This window comes from Curtobacterium sp. SGAir0471 (assembly GCF_005490985.1).
Classification (GTDB): domain Bacteria; phylum Actinomycetota; class Actinomycetes; order Actinomycetales; family Microbacteriaceae; genus Curtobacterium.
Genome location: NZ_CP027869.1, coordinates 819,271 through 837,480, shown reverse-complemented (window position 1 = coordinate 837,480; position 18,210 = coordinate 819,271). Strand labels below are relative to the sequence as shown.

General features: G+C 71.3%; 21 protein-coding genes. 6 read left to right on the top strand and 15 right to left on the bottom strand.

Annotated features, from left to right (window positions below):
- Positions 1–72: 72 nt before the first annotated feature.
- Both C1N91_RS03920 and C1N91_RS03915 read right to left on the bottom strand, forming a co-directional pair.
- Positions 73–1,962 carry an amidase family protein gene (locus tag C1N91_RS03920; RefSeq protein ID WP_137766686.1) on the bottom strand — a complete coding sequence of 630 codons (1,890 nt, stop codon included), beginning with the start codon at positions 1,960–1,962 and terminating at the stop codon, positions 73–75.
- A complete protein-coding gene (locus C1N91_RS03915) occupies positions 1,959–2,741 on the bottom strand; it encodes a cohesin domain-containing protein (RefSeq protein ID WP_137766685.1) in 783 nt (260 codons plus the stop codon). The genes C1N91_RS03920 and C1N91_RS03915 overlap by 4 nt, the downstream gene beginning before the upstream one ends.
- 386 nt (positions 2,742–3,127) lie before the next feature.
- Between C1N91_RS03915 and C1N91_RS03910 the strand changes: the two genes are divergently transcribed.
- Positions 3,128–3,415 (top strand): hypothetical protein, encoded by a 288-nt coding sequence (locus C1N91_RS03910; RefSeq protein ID WP_137766684.1) that lies wholly within the window; start codon positions 3,128–3,130, stop codon positions 3,413–3,415.
- 127 nt (positions 3,416–3,542) lie between these two features.
- Here C1N91_RS03910 and C1N91_RS03905 read toward each other — a convergent pair whose 3' ends face one another.
- Positions 3,543–3,890 carry a hypothetical protein gene (locus C1N91_RS03905; RefSeq protein ID WP_137766683.1) on the bottom strand — a complete coding sequence of 116 codons (348 nt, stop codon included), beginning with the start codon at positions 3,888–3,890 and terminating at the stop codon, positions 3,543–3,545.
- Positions 3,891–4,003: 113 nt separating this feature from the next.
- On the opposite strand from C1N91_RS03905, the gene C1N91_RS03900 reads away from it, so the two are divergent.
- Positions 4,004–4,468, top strand: a complete 465-nt coding sequence (locus C1N91_RS03900; RefSeq protein WP_137766682.1) for a helix-turn-helix domain-containing protein — start codon at positions 4,004–4,006, stop codon at positions 4,466–4,468.
- Positions 4,465–4,836 carry a HepT-like ribonuclease domain-containing protein gene (locus C1N91_RS03895; RefSeq protein ID WP_175415904.1) on the top strand — a complete coding sequence of 124 codons (372 nt, stop codon included), beginning with the start codon at positions 4,465–4,467 and terminating at the stop codon, positions 4,834–4,836. Before C1N91_RS03900 ends, C1N91_RS03895 begins: the two co-directional genes overlap by 4 nt.
- Positions 4,837–4,893: 57 nt before the next feature.
- Here C1N91_RS03895 and C1N91_RS03890 read toward each other — a convergent pair whose 3' ends face one another.
- On the bottom strand, positions 4,894–5,247 hold the full coding sequence (locus C1N91_RS03890; protein WP_137766680.1) for a hypothetical protein: 354 nt from the start codon (positions 5,245–5,247) through the stop codon (positions 4,894–4,896).
- A 159-nt stretch (positions 5,248–5,406) separates the two neighbouring features.
- Between C1N91_RS03890 and C1N91_RS03885 the strand changes: the two genes are divergently transcribed.
- Positions 5,407–6,042: a TetR family transcriptional regulator C-terminal domain-containing protein gene (locus C1N91_RS03885; RefSeq protein WP_137766679.1), complete on the top strand. Its 636-nt coding sequence runs from the start codon at positions 5,407–5,409 to the stop codon at positions 6,040–6,042.
- A gap of 55 nt (positions 6,043–6,097) precedes the next feature.
- Here C1N91_RS03885 and ychF read toward each other — a convergent pair whose 3' ends face one another.
- From ychF to C1N91_RS03870, 3 genes are all read right to left on the bottom strand, one after another.
- Complete coding sequence (ychF, locus tag C1N91_RS03880; RefSeq protein WP_137766678.1) at positions 6,098–7,171, bottom strand: redox-regulated ATPase YchF; 1,074 nt, start codon at positions 7,169–7,171, stop codon at positions 6,098–6,100.
- Between the two features lie 61 nt (positions 7,172–7,232).
- A complete protein-coding gene (locus tag C1N91_RS03875; protein ID WP_137766677.1) occupies positions 7,233–7,433 on the bottom strand; it encodes a hypothetical protein in 201 nt (66 codons plus the stop codon).
- A gap of 24 nt (positions 7,434–7,457) precedes the next feature.
- Positions 7,458–7,997 carry a hypothetical protein gene (locus C1N91_RS03870; RefSeq protein WP_137766676.1) on the bottom strand — a complete coding sequence of 180 codons (540 nt, stop codon included), beginning with the start codon at positions 7,995–7,997 and terminating at the stop codon, positions 7,458–7,460.
- A gap of 80 nt (positions 7,998–8,077) precedes the next feature.
- Between C1N91_RS03870 and C1N91_RS03865 the strand changes: the two genes are divergently transcribed.
- Together C1N91_RS03865 and C1N91_RS03860 are read left to right on the top strand one after the other, a co-directional pair.
- Entirely contained in the window at positions 8,078–8,713 is a 636-nt protein-coding gene (locus C1N91_RS03865) for an exonuclease domain-containing protein (protein WP_137766675.1), read from the top strand.
- 100 nt (positions 8,714–8,813) lie between these two features.
- On the top strand, positions 8,814–9,572 hold the full coding sequence (locus tag C1N91_RS03860; RefSeq protein WP_137766674.1) for a GntR family transcriptional regulator: 759 nt from the start codon (positions 8,814–8,816) through the stop codon (positions 9,570–9,572).
- 15 nt (positions 9,573–9,587) lie between these two features.
- Here C1N91_RS03860 and C1N91_RS03855 read toward each other — a convergent pair whose 3' ends face one another.
- The 8 genes from C1N91_RS03855 to iolB form a co-directional block, all read right to left on the bottom strand.
- Positions 9,588–9,995 (bottom strand): tautomerase family protein, encoded by a 408-nt coding sequence (locus C1N91_RS03855; protein ID WP_137766673.1) that lies wholly within the window; start codon positions 9,993–9,995, stop codon positions 9,588–9,590.
- A 107-nt stretch (positions 9,996–10,102) separates the two neighbouring features.
- The gene (locus C1N91_RS03850; protein ID WP_137766672.1) at positions 10,103–11,302 is read right to left on the bottom strand and encodes a Gfo/Idh/MocA family protein; all 1,200 of its coding nucleotides are present in this window, start codon (positions 11,300–11,302) and stop codon (positions 10,103–10,105) included.
- Positions 11,299–12,411: a transaldolase family protein gene (locus tag C1N91_RS03845; RefSeq protein ID WP_137766671.1), complete on the bottom strand. Its 1,113-nt coding sequence runs from the start codon at positions 12,409–12,411 to the stop codon at positions 11,299–11,301. The genes C1N91_RS03850 and C1N91_RS03845 overlap by 4 nt, the downstream gene beginning before the upstream one ends.
- Complete coding sequence (locus tag C1N91_RS03840; protein WP_137766670.1) at positions 12,408–13,277, bottom strand: sugar phosphate isomerase/epimerase family protein; 870 nt, start codon at positions 13,275–13,277, stop codon at positions 12,408–12,410. The genes C1N91_RS03845 and C1N91_RS03840 overlap by 4 nt, the downstream gene beginning before the upstream one ends.
- Before the next feature lie 3 nt (positions 13,278–13,280).
- The gene (locus C1N91_RS03835; RefSeq protein ID WP_137766669.1) at positions 13,281–14,342 is read right to left on the bottom strand and encodes a Gfo/Idh/MocA family protein; all 1,062 of its coding nucleotides are present in this window, start codon (positions 14,340–14,342) and stop codon (positions 13,281–13,283) included.
- Between the two features lie 41 nt (positions 14,343–14,383).
- Positions 14,384–15,340 (bottom strand): sugar phosphate isomerase/epimerase family protein, encoded by a 957-nt coding sequence (locus C1N91_RS03830; RefSeq protein WP_137766668.1) that lies wholly within the window; start codon positions 15,338–15,340, stop codon positions 14,384–14,386.
- Between the two features lie 32 nt (positions 15,341–15,372).
- Positions 15,373–17,298: a 3D-(3,5/4)-trihydroxycyclohexane-1,2-dione acylhydrolase (decyclizing) gene (gene iolD, locus C1N91_RS03825; RefSeq protein WP_137766667.1), complete on the bottom strand. Its 1,926-nt coding sequence runs from the start codon at positions 17,296–17,298 to the stop codon at positions 15,373–15,375.
- Positions 17,295–18,203: a 5-deoxy-glucuronate isomerase gene (gene iolB / locus C1N91_RS03820; RefSeq protein ID WP_137766666.1), complete on the bottom strand. Its 909-nt coding sequence runs from the start codon at positions 18,201–18,203 to the stop codon at positions 17,295–17,297. The genes iolD and iolB overlap by 4 nt, the downstream gene beginning before the upstream one ends.
- Positions 18,204–18,210 lie beyond the last annotated feature (7 nt).

The window sequence follows — 18,210 nt, the reverse complement described above, 5'->3', positions numbered from 1 at the left end:
GGAGACGGGAGGCCCGTGGCGGTGTCGCCACGGGCCTCCCGTCCGTCTCGTGGTCCGTCAGGACCGTCCGGCTCAGCCGAGCGGGCCGTACAGCGCCGGCGCGGTGCGCGCCTTCGTGGCCTGCTCGAACGAGTACCCGAGCCCGATCAGCGTGCCCTCGTCGAAGGACCGGCCGAGGAACTCGAGGTTGACGCCACCGCCGGTGACCGTGCCGTCGGCAGCGGTCGCCTGGCCCATCGGGACCGTCAGCGCCGGCATGCCCGTGTTCGGGCTGAGCCGCATGTTCGTCGACTGGGTGCCGTACGGCGTGCCCGACGGGTAGACCAGGGCATCGAGGTCCTGGTCGTCGAGCATCTGCGTCACGAGCGCCTTGCCGGCCGCGAGCTGCGTCGTGTGCGATCCGGTCGGGCCGGCCCACGCCTGGTACTGCGCGTCGGTGATCGTGTTCCGCGACTCGTAGGTGGACTTCCGGCTCGGCACGTACTGCCCGGAGTCGAGGATCCCCTGCAGCGACCGCGCGGTGACGTCCGGGTCGAGGTGCTCCGCGACGTACTCGTCGAGGTCGTGCCCGAACTCGTTCGTGCTGCCGCTGCCCTCGGAGAGCACCCGGTTGAACGCCGTCGTCGGGGCGATCGGGACGACCGTGGCACCGGCCGCGGTGAGCTTCGCCATGGACTCGTCGAACAGGCGCTTCGTCGTGGCGTTCGTGCCGACCATGCTCGTGACGTACCCGATCCGTGCGCCCTGCAGCGACGTCGCGTCGAGCGACGAGGTGTACGACGTCGGGACCTTGCCGGACTGGGTGTTCGTGACGGGGTCCGCAGCGTCGACACCGGTGACGGCGTCGAGTGCGACCGCGGCGTCGGTCACCGACCGGGCGATCGGGCCGCCGGTGTCCTGCGAGAGGGCGAGCGGGATGATGCCGTCACGGCTGGCCAGCCCGACCGTCGGACGGATGCCGACGAGCTGGTTGTAGGTCGACGGGATGCGGATCGAACCGCCCGTGTCCGTACCGAACCCGATCCCGGCCAGGTTCGCCGCGATCGCCGCACCGGTGCCGCCGCTGGAGCCACCGGCGCTCTGCGACGTCACGTACGGGCTCGCGACGAGGAGCGAGGAACCGGCCGGCTGTCCGGTCGAGAACTCGGAGACGAAGCCGTAGGCGAACTCGTCGAGGCTCGCCTTGGCGAGGATGACCGCACCGGCGTCGCGGAGGCCGGCGACCATCGTCGCGTCGGTGTCGGTCTGGTTCGCGCTCCAGCACGAGCAGCCGCCCGTGGTCGGCATGTCCTTCGTGTCGTAGTTGTCCTTCACCGCGATCGGCACGCCGAGTAGCATGCTCGTCATGCCGTGTTCCGCCCGCTCGGTGTCGGCGGCCTTCGCTGCGGTCAGTGCGGCGGCGTTCGTGGTGATGATCGAGTTGAGCGGTCGGCCGTTCGTGGCTCCGTCGACCTTCGTCCGGTCGTAGGCGGCGATCCGGTCGAGGTACTCCTGCGTGATGGCGACGGAGGTCGTCACCCCCGCGTTCATCGCCGCCTGCATGTCGATCGTGGAGGCCTCGACGAGCTCGAACGGCCCGTCGTCGTAGATGATCCGCTGGGACAGCGCCGCGAGGTCGGCGACGGTGATGGTGCCGTCGCCGTCCGTGTCGGCGACGGCGACCGCGTCCCACTCCGGGTCGGTGCCCGTGGCCGGTCGCGAGACGCCGAGGTGGTCACCGAGCTCGGCGAGGTCGTCCTCGGTCACCTGCTCGTCACCGTTGAGGTCGAGTTCCGTGTAGTACGGCGCGAGCATGGCGGCGGGGCGGGCGTCCACGGACGGGGCGGCGGCAGCGGTCAGGCTCGGGACGGCGACGATGCCCGCGCCGACGAGGGCGACCAACGAGGCACCGGTGACAGCGGTGCGTCGACGCGCTCCGGTCCGGGCAGCGCTGCGGCCTTCACTCTGGTTCCGGGCGGTCATGCGGCGTCTCCGTTGCGCTCGCGGCGCGCACGTCGGGCGCGCAGGGTGACGAGGGTGGTCCCGAGTGCGAGCAGCGCCAGGGACGCGGCAGCCCAGGGAGCGACGTCCGCACCGGTCCAGGCGAGCGCTCCGCCGGCGGGACGACCGGGTGCTCCCGCGGCACCGGCCGGGACCGCCGTCGCGGTGCTGCCGGGGGTCGGGGTGGTGGACGTGCTCGGTGCCGGGTCGGGTGCGTCGGTCGGGTCTGGCGTCGCGGTCGGCGTCGGGGTCGGGACGGCAGCGATGCTGACGGTCGTCGACACCGGGTCGGTCAGTGTCGTCGAGCTGCCGTCGGAGCCGACGAGCACGACGCTCGACACCGCCAGGTCGGTGTCACCGGCAGCCGTCGGCGTCAGCGCCACCGAGGCGGCCAGGTCGCCGCTCAACGCCGGCGAGGTGCCGAGCCGGGAGTGCACGATCGTGATGGTGTCGGCGTCCTGTTCGACGCGGTCGAAGCCGCCGTCGGGGCCGGTGACGCTGCCGTCGACGACCGCGAGGGCGTCCTCGTCGGTGTCGATCGTGATCTCGTAGGCGTAGACGTCGGTCGTCGCCGGGATCGTGACGTCGAGGTCGATCGGTTCGCCGACCGTCGCGCTCGACGGCGCCGCGATGCGGACGGTGGTGGCGGTGGGCGCCGCGGCCGCGGGCGTCGCGGCGAGGACGGTGAGGCCGATGGCCCCGGCCGCGATCGTCGCAGGGACGATCGCGGCTCGAGGGCACCGCAGGGTTCGGTGCTGCATCCGAGCAGGTCCTTCGGGAAGGGGTGGGAGGGGAGGGAGTCTGAGCGGGTACTCAGTGGTCCGCACGCTAACGGCGCACTGTTTCGCGCACCGACGTCGCACGTTTCCGCGGCGTTACGGGCCGAGGACCCTGGACGTCCGGCCTGGGGCGACGTATACTGTTCAGCTGGTGCACTGCAGCGAACCCATCTGACTCGCGCACACCAACCTGTCTCGACACCGACCCGCCGGGTCGCATTCCACCGAGACCACCGCTCAGTCCGACCGGACGAGCTGCACGTCGAGACACGACGTGCGCGCCCGCAGCCGATGCGTCGCGCCGGACCACGAAGTCCGCCGACCACGGCACGACCGGGCGCCGAACGACCAGGAAGTACCGCACAACCATGACCAGCAACGACCGCATCACCATCACCGGGACCGCACTCGCGGCGCCCACCGTCTCCCCCGACCGCATCGCCGAGTTCCCGGTGCGTGACGACCGCTCGCAGCGCGAGTACCTCGTCCGCATCCCGGCCGACGACCTGCGCCTGTTCGTCACGCGTGACGCACGCGTGGACGTCGACGGCGAAGCCGGCTGGACCGTCCCCGGCCGCTCCTGGCGGGGCGAGTCGAGCCGGACCATCCTGCTCGCGCGCCGCATCCGCAGGGGCGAGCTCGCCCTGGCCGCCTAGGGGCCCGAACTGGACCGCTCGCGCGGCCCCTGACCACACGAACGCCGTCGGCCCAGTGCCGGCGGCGTTCGTCGTGCGCGGCGTGCGTGCCGTCGTCGCGCGCTGCGCGTGCGCGCTCGTCGCCGTCTCAGGCCCGGTCGTACGAGGACGGCTCCTCCGCCCCGCGGAAGCGCATCCCGCCGTCGGCGTTCACCGGGAGCGCCGGACCCGCCCGTCGTGCCGCGTCACGAAGCCGACGGATGAACGCCGGGTCCTCGGGCTCGAGCTCGTCGTCCGGAGCGACGGTCACGCAGAGCTCGCTCGCCGGGCCCACCAGCAGGATCGATGTCGACACCGAGCCGTCGTCACCCACGCTGGGCACCGTGATCGTGTCGGTGCGGGAGTTCGCTCCGAGGACGGCCGCGTAGTCGGCGACCGCGTCCGCGATCAGGTCCCCCGTGAGGATCAGGCTCGCGTCGTAGTGGATGTACTTCACGTGTCCTCCTCGTCTTGTCATCGACGGTAGGTTCCGCCTGTGCGAGGAGGTTCGGAGTGTGCGTTGCGCGGCCAGCCCCGGAGGTTATAGTCCTGGGGTATGGGAGGTCTGCGATGCGCGTCGAACGAGCGGCCGAACTGATCCGCGCTGCGCGTGAGGACGTCGGCCTGTCCCAGAGCGCGCTGGCAACGGCAGCGGGCATGCAGCAGCCGAGCATCTCCGCCTACGAGAGCGGTCGCAAGCAGCCACGCCCTGAGACGCTCCAGCGCATTCTGCGCGCGGCGCGGGCCCGTCCCAGCATCCCGCTCGCTCTCTACGCGGACGATGTCCTGCGGGCAGCGGAACGCTTCCACCTCCGCGATGTGCGGGTGTTCGGCTCCGCCGTCCGCGGTGAGGACACCGAGCAGAGTGACGTCGACCTGCTGGTCGGCCTCGCACCCGGCGCATCGTTGTTCGACCTCGGTGGCTTCGCCGCTGCGGTCGAGGACCTCCTCGGGTTCGCGGCCGATGTGCTCACCGACGATCTCGTCGGCGACGAGCACTTCCGTCACGTCCTCGACGAAGCGGTTCCCTTGTGACCGACCGGTTCACCCCGAAGGCGCGCTCCGATCGTCACGACGACCGCGATCGCTGGCCGGCGATCCGGGACGGCCTGATCGACCTGCTCGCCGAGTGCTCGTCGATCGTCGAGCACGGGAGGGACACGTTCGAAGCTCCACGGAGTCTGACCTACCGTGCCGCCGAAGCGGTCGTCATCCACTTCGACGACCTCTTGGGTCGCCTGCCCGAGGACCGGCGCGCTCGACTGCCGGTCCACTTGTCCTTGGCAGCAGTTCGACGGACACGGAACATCCTGTCCCACGACTACCGGAAAGCCCGGAAGGACATCGTATGGGACGTCATCGAACAGCACATTCCGGGCGTGATCCTCGCGATCGTCGAGTGACCCCGGCACCAGACCGCGTGACGACGGAGCCCCTCGTCCACAGGGGCTCCGATCCGGTCAGACCTGGGGCGGGTCCGTCCGCAGTCGGCGCGCCTCGGGCTCGTCGGAGTGCGACGACGCCGCATCTTCGAACCGGCCGCCACCGACGGCCTTCGTACGACGCGCGAGCTCGTTGACGAGGTCCTCGTCCTCCGGCTCCAGTTCGTCGTCCGGAGCCACTTCGACCATGATCTGCGAAGCCGGGCCGAGCAGCACCTCCGCCGTCGTGCCGTAGCCCTCGGCGTCAGCGGTCGGGATCTCGACGATGTCCGTCGTCCCGTTCTCGCCGAGCGCAGCGGCGTAGGCGAGCACCGCCTCGGCGATCGCATCGCCGGTCATCACTCGGTTCTCTCCGTAGACCACGTACTTCACCAGTGCATTCAACGCCCCGCCTGAGCCGGGCACTCAGGTTGGCCTGCCGCCGGGGGACGCGCTGCTCGTCCGCCACGCCGGGACGGCACGGCTGCGCGGATCGGCTCTTCCCAGTTCTGGGGACTGGTCAGGGCAGTGGCAACGCACTGGACTGGATCCATGCGACCGTTCCAACCCCTCGACTCGTCCGCGCTGCTGCGGGTCGAGATCGTCGACGCGATGATCCGCGTGCTCCGCGCCAACGCCCTGCACGAGGTGTCCTACGAGCACGTGGCCACCGAGGCCGGACGGCCACTCGACGTCGTGACCGAGGTCTTCCCGACCTGGGACGGGCTGCTGCTCGCCACGATCGACCAGTGGAACGACCAGCGGACGACCGAGCTGCTGCCGATCGCCGAACGCAGCGGGACGATCGTGTTCCTCCGCGCCATCGTCCGCGCGAACGTCGCCGACCCGTCGCTCATGCGGTTCCTGACGTGCACGCTCAACATCGCCGCGACGCCGCACCACCCGCTCGCACCGATGCTGCACCTGCGCTGGCGACGCTTCCACGCCTTCGTGCTCGCGGCTCTGCAGCGGGACGTCGAGCTCGGGCGCGAGCCGCACACGATGGAGCCGGCACGCGGTGCCGAGCAGCTCCTCGCGACGTACGAGGGGCTGCAGCTGCAGTCGATGGTCCGGCCGGAGATGGACCTGCTCGAGTCGTTCGACCGCGCGGTCACCCGGCTCCGCGAGGGCTGGTCGCGGGAGTACGTCCCGCCGGTGTGGGACCTCGAGGCGGTCGGCGGCGTCTGACAGACGGCAGCGCCCGCGCAGCCGACGGCTGCACGGGCGCTCCGGGCAACGGCAGTCAGTTGTTGAAGCGGAACTCCACCACGTCGCCGTCCTGCATGACGTAGTCCTTGCCCTCGATCCGGGCCTTGCCGTGCGCACGTGCCTCGGCGATGGAGCCGGCCTCCATGAGGTCCTCGAACGAGATGACCTCGGCCTTGATGAAGCCCTTCTCGAAGTCGGTGTGGATGACGCCGGCAGCCTGGGGAGCCTTCCAGCCCTTGCCGATCGTCCACGCCCGCGCTTCCTTCGGCCCGGCGGTCAGGTAGGTCTGCAGCCCGAGGGTGTCGAAGCCGATGCGGGCGAGCTGGTCGAGGCCCGACTCCGTCTGCCCGGTCGACTCGAGGAGCTCGGCGGCGTCCTCGGGGTCGAGGTCGATGAGCTCGGACTCGATCTTCGCGTCGAGGAACACGGCCTGCGCAGGAGCGACCAGGGCGGCGAGCTCGGCCTTCCGCGACTCGTCGGTCAGGATCGACTCGTCGACGTTGAAGACGAAGATGAACGGCTTGGCGCTGAGCAGCCCGAGCTCGGCGATCGGCGACAGGTCGATCGAGGTCGCGGACAGCAGGGTGCCCTGCTCGAGTGCGGCCTTCGCCTCCTTCGCGGTCTCGAGGACGATCGGCTCGGCCTGCTTGAGCTTCACGGTCTTCTCGTACCGCGGCAGGGCCTTCTCGATGGTCTCGAGGTCGGCCAGGATCAGCTCGGTGTTGATGACCTCGAGGTCGTCCTTCGGCGAGACCTTGTTCGCCACGTGCACGACGTCGTCGTCGGCGAAGCCGCGGACGACCTGCGCGATCGCGTCGGCCTCGCGGATGTTCGCGAGGAACTTGTTGCCGAGGCCCTCGCCCTCGCTCGCACCCTTGACGATGCCGGCGATGTCGACGAACGACACCGGCGCGGGGACGGTCTTCTCGGAGCTGAAGAGCGTCGCGAGCTGGTCGAGCCGCGGGTCGGGCAGGTTCACCACGCCGACGTTCGGTTCGATCGTCGCGAACGGGTAGTTCGCGGCGAGGACCTGGTTCTTGGTCAGGGCGTTGAACAGGGTCGACTTGCCGACGTTCGGGAGACCGACGATTCCGATGGTGAGAGCCACGGGAGGACAGCCTACCGGCGGCGGCCCGCCGGAGCCGACCCGAGCCTCCAGGCCGGTGCGGTCACTGCGGCCAGATGCCGTACACGAAGCGCACGACCGTGAGCAGCAGGCCCTGCGCGATCCCGAGCACGATGCAGGCGACCAGCCCCGCCGTCGCGAGCAGCGTCACGCCCAGGCCGACCCCGCGGCGCACGGTGTGCGGCTGCGCGTCGACGCGATCAGCGCGCGCCAGCAGCGCGTCCAGGTCCCCCGACTTCCCCATGCGCCGACTGTACGTCGCACCGGTTCACCGCACCAGCGTCGCGATGCGCTCCTCGACCAGCCCCAGGACGTCGGACTGGAGGCGCTGGGAACGCCGCCAGTCGCCACGCACCTCGAGCGCGTGGTCGGCTCCGTCGACGGTGTGCAGCCCGGCGCAGGTCGTCCCGACCGCGGACGGCAGCCACATCGGGTCGGCGGACCCGCCGACCGCGATCGACTCCGCACCGGCCGCGGCGAGTGCGGCGGCCACCGCGGGATCTGTCAGGACGGGCGTGAGCCACACACCGTCGACACCGCGCCGGACCGCCCAGGGCAGGGCGAAGCACCCGAACGACTTCGCGACGACGAGGTCGGGGCGGCGACCGTCGAGTGCGCGTGTGACCTGCCGCTCGACGAAGGCCACGGGGTCCGCCTTCGCCGCGGAGTCGACCGTCCACGCGGGCGCGACGACCTCGATGTCATGCTGCTCGGCGATCGCGCGCGTCCACCAGAGCAACGGCGCTTGCTGGCCGTACCCGGAGCCGGGCAGGACGAGGACGAGCGGCTGGGAGGTCGGAGCTGGCACGCCTCGGACGCTACCGTGCCGGGCCGCAACGCCGGGGCCGCGCACGGGTGATGTCGGAACCCCGTGCGAGCATCGAGGGCGTGCCGTTGAACTTCACCGCGATCGACTTCGAGACCGCGAACAGCTCCCCCGCGAGCGCCTGCTCCGTCGGACTCGTCAAGGTCCGCGGTGGCCGCGTGGTCGAGCGGGCCTCCTGGTTCATCCAGCCACCGGTCGGGCACGACGCCTTCCTCGAGTGGAACACGCGCATCCACGGCATCGTCGCGTCGGACGTCGTCGGGGCCAAGGGCTGGGCCGAGCAGTACCGCGACATCGTGGCGTTCGCCGAGGGGGACGTCCTCGTCGCTCACAACGCCCGGTTCGACATGGGTGTGATCGCGGGCGGGTGCTCGGCGACCGGTACCGAACTCGCCGAACACCACTCGCTGTGCTCGCTCCAGGTGGCGCGGAAGACGTACACGCTCGACTCGTACCGCCTGCCGATGGCTGCGCGAGCGGCCGGGTACGAGGGGTTCCAGCACCACGACGCCGCCGCCGACGCCGAGGCCTGCGCTGCGATCGTCGTGCACGCAGCGGGGCAGCACGGGTGCGACACGGTCGAGGCGCTCGGTGCGGCGACCCGCGTGCACATCGCGCCGGTGCGTCCGCGGCCGGAGCAGCCCCGTGCGGCAGCCCAGCCGCGGCTGTCGAACCGCCCGATGATCTTCGCCGACTGACGGGGCGGGCCGCGCCCGGGGGCGCGGGGACCCCGGTGGTATTGTCACGACATTGCCGCTCGGGCACCGCCGTCGGTGCCGTCTCCCCCGAAGGACCGCGATGACCAACGAAGGCCAGCTGCCGTCCGACCTGTTCATGGACCTGGACCGGTCGGGGCCGATGCCCCTCTACTTCCAGGTCGCCTCGCGCATCGAGGAGGCGATCCGCTCCGGCGCGATGCCGCCCGGTGCCCGGCTCGAGAACGAGATCGCCCTCGGCGAGCGCCTCGGGCTCTCGCGACCGACGATCCGTCGAGCGATCCAGGACCTCGTCGACAAGGGCCTGCTCGTCCGTCGTCGCGGCATCGGCACGCAGGTCGTGCACGGCCCGGTGACGCGCAAGGTCGAGCTGACGAGCCTGTACGACGACCTGGCGCAGGGCGCGCAGGCACCGGCGACGAAGCTGCTGCAGCGCGACGACGTCCCGGCGACCGACGCCGTCGCCGAGGCGCTCGGCCTCGCGCCCGGCACCACCGTCGCGCACATCCGTCGGGTCCGCTTCGCCGAGGACGTGCCGATGGCGATCCTCGAGAACTTCCTGCCGCCCGAGTTCGCCGACATCACCGACGCCGACCTGCAGGCGCACGGGCTCTACCAGCTGCTGCGCGGTCGTGGCGTGACGATGCGGGTCGCGAAGCAGCGGATCGGGGCGCGAGCGGTCACGGACGACGAGGCCTCGCTGCTCGAGATCGAGGACGGTGACCCGGTGCTGACGATGAGCCGCACCGCGTACGACGCGTCGGGCCGGGCGGTGGAGTACGGCGTGCACTGCTACCGCCCGGACCGCTACTCGTTCGAGGTCACCCTCGTCGACAAGTAGACCGGCGGAGCCGCCTCAGCTCGCAGACGGCACGCCGAGCTCGCCGGTGACGTACTGGGCGCGGCCGAAGCCGAACGACCAGTCCTGCGGGCCGTTCTCGACGTAGCCGATGAAGACGTCCTCGCTCGCGACACCGACCTCGGCGAGCCGGTCGTGGACCGCCCGGTAGAGGCTCTGCTTCGCCTCGTCGCTGCGCCCGCCCTGGGTGAAGACCTGGATCATCACGACGCCGTCGGTGCGCTCGAAGCCGAGGCCGGCGTCCTCGGCGATGATCTGCTGCGCCGGGTGCTCGGTGATCACCTGGAACCGGTCGCGCTCGGGGATGCCGTACTCGTCGACGATGGCGGTGTGGATCGCGTCGGCGACGGCGCGCACCTGCTCCGGGGTGCGGCCGGTGACGAGATCGATGCGGACGAGCGGCATGGTGCCTCCTGTGTGGGGTGGTGAGGTGGGGGTGTGGTGGTGCGCCGTCGCGGACGGGAGGCGCGGTGCCAGCGTGCACCGCGCCTCCCGTCCGACGTTCGGCGCGTCTACAGCGTCGGAGCGGGACGGTCGGTCGTGACCAGCCCGTCCACGCGCGCCACGTCGTGCCACGCGCCGTCGACGAGCGACGCCTCCGCCGCCTCCACGATGGACGCGGCCGCCAGCCCGTCGGCGACCGACGGCGCGAGCTGCTCACCGCGCAGCACGCTCGCGACGAACTGGGCCGCCTCGATCGTCTTGAGGTCGTCGTACCCCATCGCGGTCCCGGCGCCGGGCTGGAAGCGCGCGAAGTGGCCGTCGCCCGGCGCGACGAGGTGCGTGACGTACCCGTCGACCTCCTGCCCGTCGAGCGCGACCTGCAGCTCGTTCAGCCGCTGGAAGTCCCACCGGACCGAGCCCCGCGTGCCGTAGACCTCGAGCGTGTACTCGGCGTGCGGGCCGCGCATCACGCGGCTCGAGTCCATGGTGCCGACCGCGCCGTCCTCGAAGCGGAACAGCAGGGCGGCGTAGTCCTCGTTCTCGACCGCGCCGTGCTCGCCCGTCGCCGCTGCCGACCGGTCGACGATCCCCGCTCCGGGCCTGGGCCGGCTCTCGATGAACGTCTCGGCGAGCGCCGTCACGCTGGCGATCCGGCCGACCAGGTACTGGGCGAGGTCGAGGCCGTGCGACAGCAGGTCACCGAGGACGCCCGAGCCCGCCCGCTCCCGCTCGAACCGCCAGGTGAGCGGGGCCTCCGGGTCGGACGAGTAGTCGGCGAGGAGCGACCCGCGGACGTTCGTGATGCGCCCGAGGCGACCGCTCCGGACGAGTTCGCGGGCGCGCTGGACCGCCGGGGCGTGCCGGTAGTTGAAGCCGACGCTCGTGACGAGTCCCGCCCGCTCGACGGCCTCGTGGATCGCGCGGGAGTCGCTCGCGTACCGTCCCATCGGCTTCTCGATCCAGAACGGCTTGCCGGCCTCCGCCGCTGCGACCGCCATCTCGCGGTGCAGGAAGTTCGGCGAGCAGATCGAGACGACGTCGACCGCGGGGTCGGCGAGGACCTCGTGGAAGTCGGCGACCGCGCGCTCGTACCCCAGGCGTCCGACGGCCTGGTCGCGGGCCTCGGGCACGGGGTCGGCGGCGACGACGAGCCGCGGACGGACGCCGAGCTCCGGGAAGTGGTCGGGCAGCGCGCGGTAGGCACGGGAGTGCAGCCGCCCCATCCACCCGACCGAGACGAGCCCGACGCCGAGGGTGTCCGCGGTCATGCTGCCGGGACGATGACGTCGCGCACCAGGGCGTCGAGCTTCGCGTCGGCGTCGAGGAACTGGCGCAGCGTGGTGACGGTCGCGCCGAAGCGGTCGAACTCGTCGATCGTCATGCCGTCGACGTCGTAGCCCCGGGCGAACTCCGGCGTGGCCGCGCGGAGGGCGTCGAGGACGTGCGCGGGGACCTCGTCGTCGATCGCGTCCGGGCGGAACGGGTACGCGTTGTCGTTGATGTCCTTCGACCACTGGAACGGTGGCGAGACGACGAGGTCCCCGCCCTGGAACTCCGACCACTGCAGCGGGTTCCGGAACGCGGCGACGAGCACCCGCGACCGGAACCCGCGCTCGCGGACGACCCGGTACGCCTGCTTCACCGCGGCGACGCCCGCCCACTCCAGGTACCCGGGGTCGATCATCACGTGGTCGCGCTCGACGACCGTCTTGAGCCAGTCGTCGAAGCGACCAGCCATCAGCGTGACGACGTGCCCGAACTCCTGCTCCGGCAGTCCCTCGGCAGCGCGGCGGTCGAGTGCCCGCTCGATCGCCTCGCCGACCGCGACGACCTGCGGCACGGTGAAGGACACCGTCGCGTTGATCGACACACCCCGGAAGGCGGCCTCCTCGATCGCCGCGATGCCGACCTTCGTGGCGGGGATCTTCACGATGATGTTCGGCGCGAGCTGCGAGAAGCGGACGGCCTGTTCGACGAGGGCGTCGACGTCGCGGTGCAGACGAGGATCGGTCTGCATCGAGAGTCGGCCGTTGCGTCCGCCGGAGGCCCCGAAGGCCGGCAGCAGCTGTGCGGCTGCGGCGACGGAGAGCTCCTCGACCGCCTTCCAGCCGATCCAGGACTCCCCCGCGGTCGGGTGCTCGGCGGCGATCTCGCGGATGCGCGGGATCCAGGTCTCCGGGTCCTGCTGGATGCACGTGTAGGCGATCACCGGGTTGCAGGTCGCCCCGACGGCGCCGTACTCGTGGATCGCGGTCGACAGCTCCCGAGGGTCGGCGGAGTCGTTCCAGAGCGCGGTGGGCGTCTGCTCCGCTGCCCGCAGGGTGACGGGGCGGGTGTCGGCGCCGGTCGAGGTCGGCGTCTGGAGAGTCGTGGTCATCGGGTGAGTCCCTTCCTGATGGCGTCGAGCTGGAAGCGGGACACCTCGTCGGCGTTCTCGTCCTCGGCGAAGACGCTGGAGACCGCGACGGTGTCCTCGCGTGCCGTGAAGCCCACGCGGTCGAGTGCCGCCCAGAAGGCGTCGAAGTCGACGTCGGCCTGGCCGACCGGCAGGTGCTGGTGCACGCGCGCCGTGTTGCCGGGCGGATTGGAGATGTACCGAAGGCCGTGCGACCGTCGGTGGTCGTAGGCGTCGGCGACGTGGACCAGCTGCAGCGAGTCACCGGCGGCGTCGATGATCTCGTCCAGGTTGCCGCCGTAGTGGAACGTGTGGCAGGCGACGTAGACGAAGCCGACGTGCTTCGAGTTGAGGCCTCGGATGACGCGGAGCGCCTCGAGCCCGTTCTCGACGAAGTCGTCGGGGTGCGGGTCGATGAGCACCCGGATGCCCGACGCCTCGATGATCGGCAGCAGCTCCTCCATCGACCGGTAGAAGGCGTCCTCGGACTCCTCCGCCCGTTCGGGACGGCCGGAGAACTCGGTGTTGATGGTGTCGACGCCGAGTCGCTTCGTGATCTCGATGACGCGCTTCCACTTCGTCACCGCGGCTTCGCGGGCGTCGCGGTCGGGGCCGGACCACCGCAGGACCGGCAGCACGCTGGCGATGCCGACACCGGCGTCTCGGCACGCGGCGGCGAAGGCGTCCACGAGGTCGTCGTCGGCCTTCGGGTGTCGGTAGAAGGGGATGAAGTCCCTGTGCGGCGTGAGCTGCAGATGGTCGTACCCGAGCTCGGCGACCTTCCGCGGGAACTCGAGCAGCGACAGGTCGTGGTGGAACGGGGTCGGGTCGAGGGCGATCTTCGGCATGCGTCAGGCCCCGGCGAGCGCGGTCGCGGCTTCCGTCGTCGTCTCGTAGAACGCGGGCTTCGCCGTGGCGTAGGTCACCTGCTCGAGGGCGCCGGACTGCTGCGCGCGCACGGCGACCTCGGCGACGACCGACGCGGTGTAGCCGTCCCAGGCGCTCGGCCCGTCGATGCCACCGGTGCGGGCGGCGTCGACCCAGCGCTGGACCTCCTCGTCGTAGGCGGCACCGAAGCGCTCGACGAACGACGGCGTGACACCCTGACCGGAGACACCGGCGGACACGACGTTCATCGTGGTCTCGCGCCCGATGTAGGCGACGCCCGACTCGAACACCGCGTCGGTGGTCACCTGGTACCCGAACTGCGCGTTGACGTTGATCTCGACGATCGCCATCGTCCCCGACTCGGTCGTGAACAGCACGAACTGCGGCTCGGGCAGGTCGGCCGGCGCGAGCGAGTTCCGGCGCGGCTTCTTCACCTCGACCGCGACGATCGGCTCGCCGGTCAGGAACGGGATGATGTCGATCTCGTGGATCACCGAGTCGTGGATGAGCATCGACTCGCTGAAGTTCGGTGGCGTCGTCGGGTTGCGGTGCGCGTGGTGCAGGGCGAGGAGCGCCCCGTTCGCGCCGGACTCGCGGAGCGCACGCAGCTCCTGGTAGCCCTTGTCGAACCGGCGCATGAAGCCGACCTGGATGCGCGGCCGCTCGGACCTGGCCTGCTCGAGCTCGACGATGCGCAGGGAGTCCTCGGCGCTCGTCGTGAGGGGCTTCTCGCACAGGACGGCGAGCCCGCGCTCGATCGCCGGCACGAGGACCGGCTCGTGCAGGAAGCCGGGGGTCGCGACGATCACGGCGTCGATCGCGGTGGCGTCGAGGGCGTCCTCGAACGACGCGGCGGTGATTGCTCCCGGGGCCTTCTCGGCAGCGGCCGTCGCGCGGGCGGTGTCGGGGTCGACGACGGCGACGACGTCGGCGCCGGCGATCGTGGACGTGATGCGACGGACGTGGTCGCTGCCCATCGCGCCGGCACCGACGACGGCGACGCGGAGGTTCTCGGTGGTGCTCATGGGGTTCTCCTGCTCGGGACGAGTGGTGGCGGACGGCGCTGCTACGAGACCCGGGCGGCCGAGGTCGACCCGAAGATGTGCTGGAACGTGCGCTCGGCGATCGGGCCGGGGGCGTCGACCGAGCAGCCGTACATGTCCTGCTCGACGATGCCGAAGACGTCCGGGTTGATCCGGGCGACGGCCTCGATGATCGGGGCGAGCTCGGGGGTGCCGTGCGGGGGCTCGGTCATGATCCCCTGCGCGACGGCGGTGGCGAACGGGACGTCGTTCTTCAGCACGTCGAACAGCAGCTCGGTGTCGACCTGCTTGAGGTGCAGGTAGCCGATGCGTTCCGGGTGCTCGGCGATCATGCGGAGGTTGTCGCCGCCGTAGTAGGCGAAGTGCCCGGTGTCCAGGCAGAGGTTCGTGTACCGCGGGTCGGTCACCTCGAGGAACCGCACGGTCTCGCGGAAGGTCCCGACGTGGCTGTCCGCGTGGGTGTGGAACTGCTGGTGGACCCCGAACTCCTCGAGCAGTGCCCTGCCCAGCTGGTCGTGCCCCTTGCCGAGGCGTTCCCACTGCTCGTCGGTCAGGGTGCGCGACTCGAGGACCTCGTTCGTCGCGTCCGACCGCCAGAGGTCCGGGATCGTGACGAGGTGCTCGGCGCCGAGCGCCGACGCGAGGCCGGCCACGGCGACCGCCTGGTCCCACGCCCGCTGGAACTGGTCGTCGCCCTTGTGGAACCCGGTGAACACCGTGCCGGCGGACAGCTTGAGACCGCGGGACGCGAGCTCGTCGGAGAGCTGCGACGGATCGGTGGGCAGGTAGCCGTAGGGGCCGAGCTCGATCCACTCGTACCCGGCGGCGGCGGCCTCGTCGAGGAAGCGCTGCCACGGCACCTGGCCGGGGTCGTCCGGGAACCAGACGCCCCAGGAGTCGGGGGCGGTGCCGATGCGGATCGAGGCGGGGGCGGCTGCTGCATCGGCGGCGGTGCTGTCGGCGGTTCGGGTGTCGGTCATGACGTCGTCGTCCTTCGTGGGGTGGGGTTCGTTCAGCCGAGCAGGGGGCGCTGCGACGCGACCTGCTGCTCGTACTCGGCTCGGGCCTGTCGGGTGCTCGGCAGGGTCGAGGTCTGGGCGACCGGGACGTCCCACCAGCCGTCGCCCTCCGGGGCGTAGACGAGCGGGTCGGAGTGCACGTGCACCAGCGTGGTGTGGTCGTTCGCCTTCGCCTGCTTCACGGCCGCGGTCAGGTCGGCGATCGCGTCCGGCCCGGGCTGGACCTCGATCACGTCGACGCCGTACGACCGCGCGTTCGCCGCCAGGTCGACGGGCAGCACCTCGTCGTTCTCGAACGATCCGGTGTCGTCCCGGTAGCGGTACTTCGTGCCGTAGCGCTCGGACCCGACGGTCTCGGACAGGTGCCCGATCGACGCGTACCCGTTGTTCTGGATGAGCACGACGACGATCTTGATGCCCTCGGCGACGGCCGTGACGAGCTCGGTGTGCAGCATGAGGTACGAGCCGTCGCCGACCATGACGATCGCGTCGCGGTCGGGGGCGCCCCGGCGGACGCCGATGCCGCCGGCGATCTCGTAGCCCATGCACGAGAACGCGTACTCGACGTGGTACCCGAGCGGGTCGCGGACGCGCCAGAGCTTGTGCAGGTCGCCCGGGAGCGAGCCGGCGGCCTGGATCACGACGTCCCGCGGGTCCGTCGCCGCCTGCACCGCGCCGATGATCTCGGACTGGCCGGGGACCGCGAGGCCGGACGGCGCGAACGCGGCGTCGACGACGGCGTCCCACTCCTGCTTCCGCGATGCGATCTCGGCGGCGTACCCGGCGGACACGGCGTACGACGAACCTGCCGTGAGCTCCTCGGTCAACGCGACCAGGGCCTCCCGGGCGTCCGCGACGAGCGGCAGCTGTGAGCCGTGCTTGTGGGCGTCGAACGCGGCGACGTTCACGTTGACGAACGTCACGTCGGGGTCCTGGAACGCCGTCCGCGACGCCGTGGTGAAGTCGCTGTACCGCGTGCCGATGCCGATGACCACGTCGGCCTGCGCGGCGATCGCGTTCGCGGCCGCGGTGCCCGTCGCACCGACCCCGCCGAGGTACTGCGGGTGGTCCCAGACGAGCGAGCCGCCGCCGGCCTGCGAGGTGCCGACGGGGATGCCGGTCGCCTCGACGAAGGCCGCGAGCTGCTCCGACGCGTCGGAGTACAGCACGCCGCCACCGGCGACGATCACCGGCCGCTTCGCTGAACGGATCGCCTCGACGGCTCGGGCCAGCGGTCCGCGCTCGGGCAGCGGACGCCGGACGTGCCACTCGCGCGGCTGGAGGAACGCCACCGGCACGTCGAGCGCTTCGGCCTGCACGTCCTCCGGCAGGGCGATCGTCACGGCGCCGGTCTCGGCCGGGTCCGTCAGCACGCGCATCGCGGCGAGCGCGATCGAGAACAGCTGCTCGGGCCGTTCGACGCGGTCGAAGAAGCGGGACAGCGGCCGGAATGCGTCGGTCACCTGCAGCGAGGTGTCGTGCGGCATCTCGATCTGCTGGAGCACCGGGTCGGTCGTCCGGGTGGCGAACGTGTCCGAGGGCAGCAGGAGTGCGGGCAGCCGGTTCGTCGTGGCGAGCGCCGCCGCGGTGAGCATGTTCGCCGCGCCGGGACCCACCGAGGCCGTCGACGCGAACGTCGCGCGTCGACGGTGCATACGGGCGAAGCCGACGGCCTCGTGCACCATCGCCTGCTCGTTGCGGGCCTGGTGGTACGGCAGCAGACCGGGCTGCTCGACGTGCAGCTGCTTGATCGCCTGGCCGAGGCCGGCGACGTTGCCGTGGCCGAAGATGCCGAAGATCCCCGGGATCGTGCGCTCGCGGACGTCGCCGTCGACGGTCCACTGGTTCGCCAGGAACTCGACGAGCGCCTGCCCGACGGTCATCCGACGGGTCTGCTCCGGGCCGGTGTGCTGGCTCATCGGGAAGGCTCCTTCTCGTAGGGCAGGCGTGGGTCGATCGACTCCGAGGTCCACGTCTGACGGACCCACCCGTGGGCGGGGTCGTCGGTGATGTTCCAGACGCGCTCCGGGTCCGGCCCGGCCATCACGTTGAGGTAGTACATGTCGTAGCCGGGAGCGGCCACGGCGGGGCCGTGCCAGCCGTACGGCACGAGGGCGACGTCACCGGTCCGCACCTGGCGGAACTCGTCGATCGGCCGGTCGTCGGACGCGGAGGTCCGGTGCAGTGCGAACGGGTCGGCCTCGGGCGGGGCGGGCACGCCGCGGGCGACGGCGCACTCGTAGTAGTAGATCTCCGCGAGGTTCGATTCCTCGCCCGGCCGGTTCGTGTCGTGCTTGTGCGGCGGGTACGACGACCAGTTGCCGGCGGGGGTGATCACCTCGCAGACGATGAACTCCGCCGCGTCGAGCGCGGCCGGGGTCCCGAAGTTGTGCACCTGTCGGCTCGACTGTCCGGCGCCACGCAGTTCGACGGGTACGTCGTCGCGGGCGACGTACACGCTCGGCTTGACCGTCTCGGTGGGCGCCTCGGCGACGGCGACACGGCCGGAACCGGTGATCGTCGCGGCGGTGCCCGAGCCGAGGTAGAGGACGTCCGTCGGACCCTCGAACACACTGGCGCGTCCGTCGAGGGTCTGCGTGGTGTCGTCGTACGACACGGTGAAGCTGCCGGCGAGCGGGACGACGAGTCGTTCGACCGCGTCGGCCGGGAGGCGCAGCTCGCCCCCGTCCTGCAGGGCGCCGGTCCGCAGACCGGTGTGCGCCCATCCCTCGATGCGGCCGTCGACGACGTCCGTCCAGCCCGCCTCGGGGCGTGAGCCCGCCGGGATGAACCAGCGGTCGTGCTGCTGTTGTTCGTTCGCCATGCTGCGC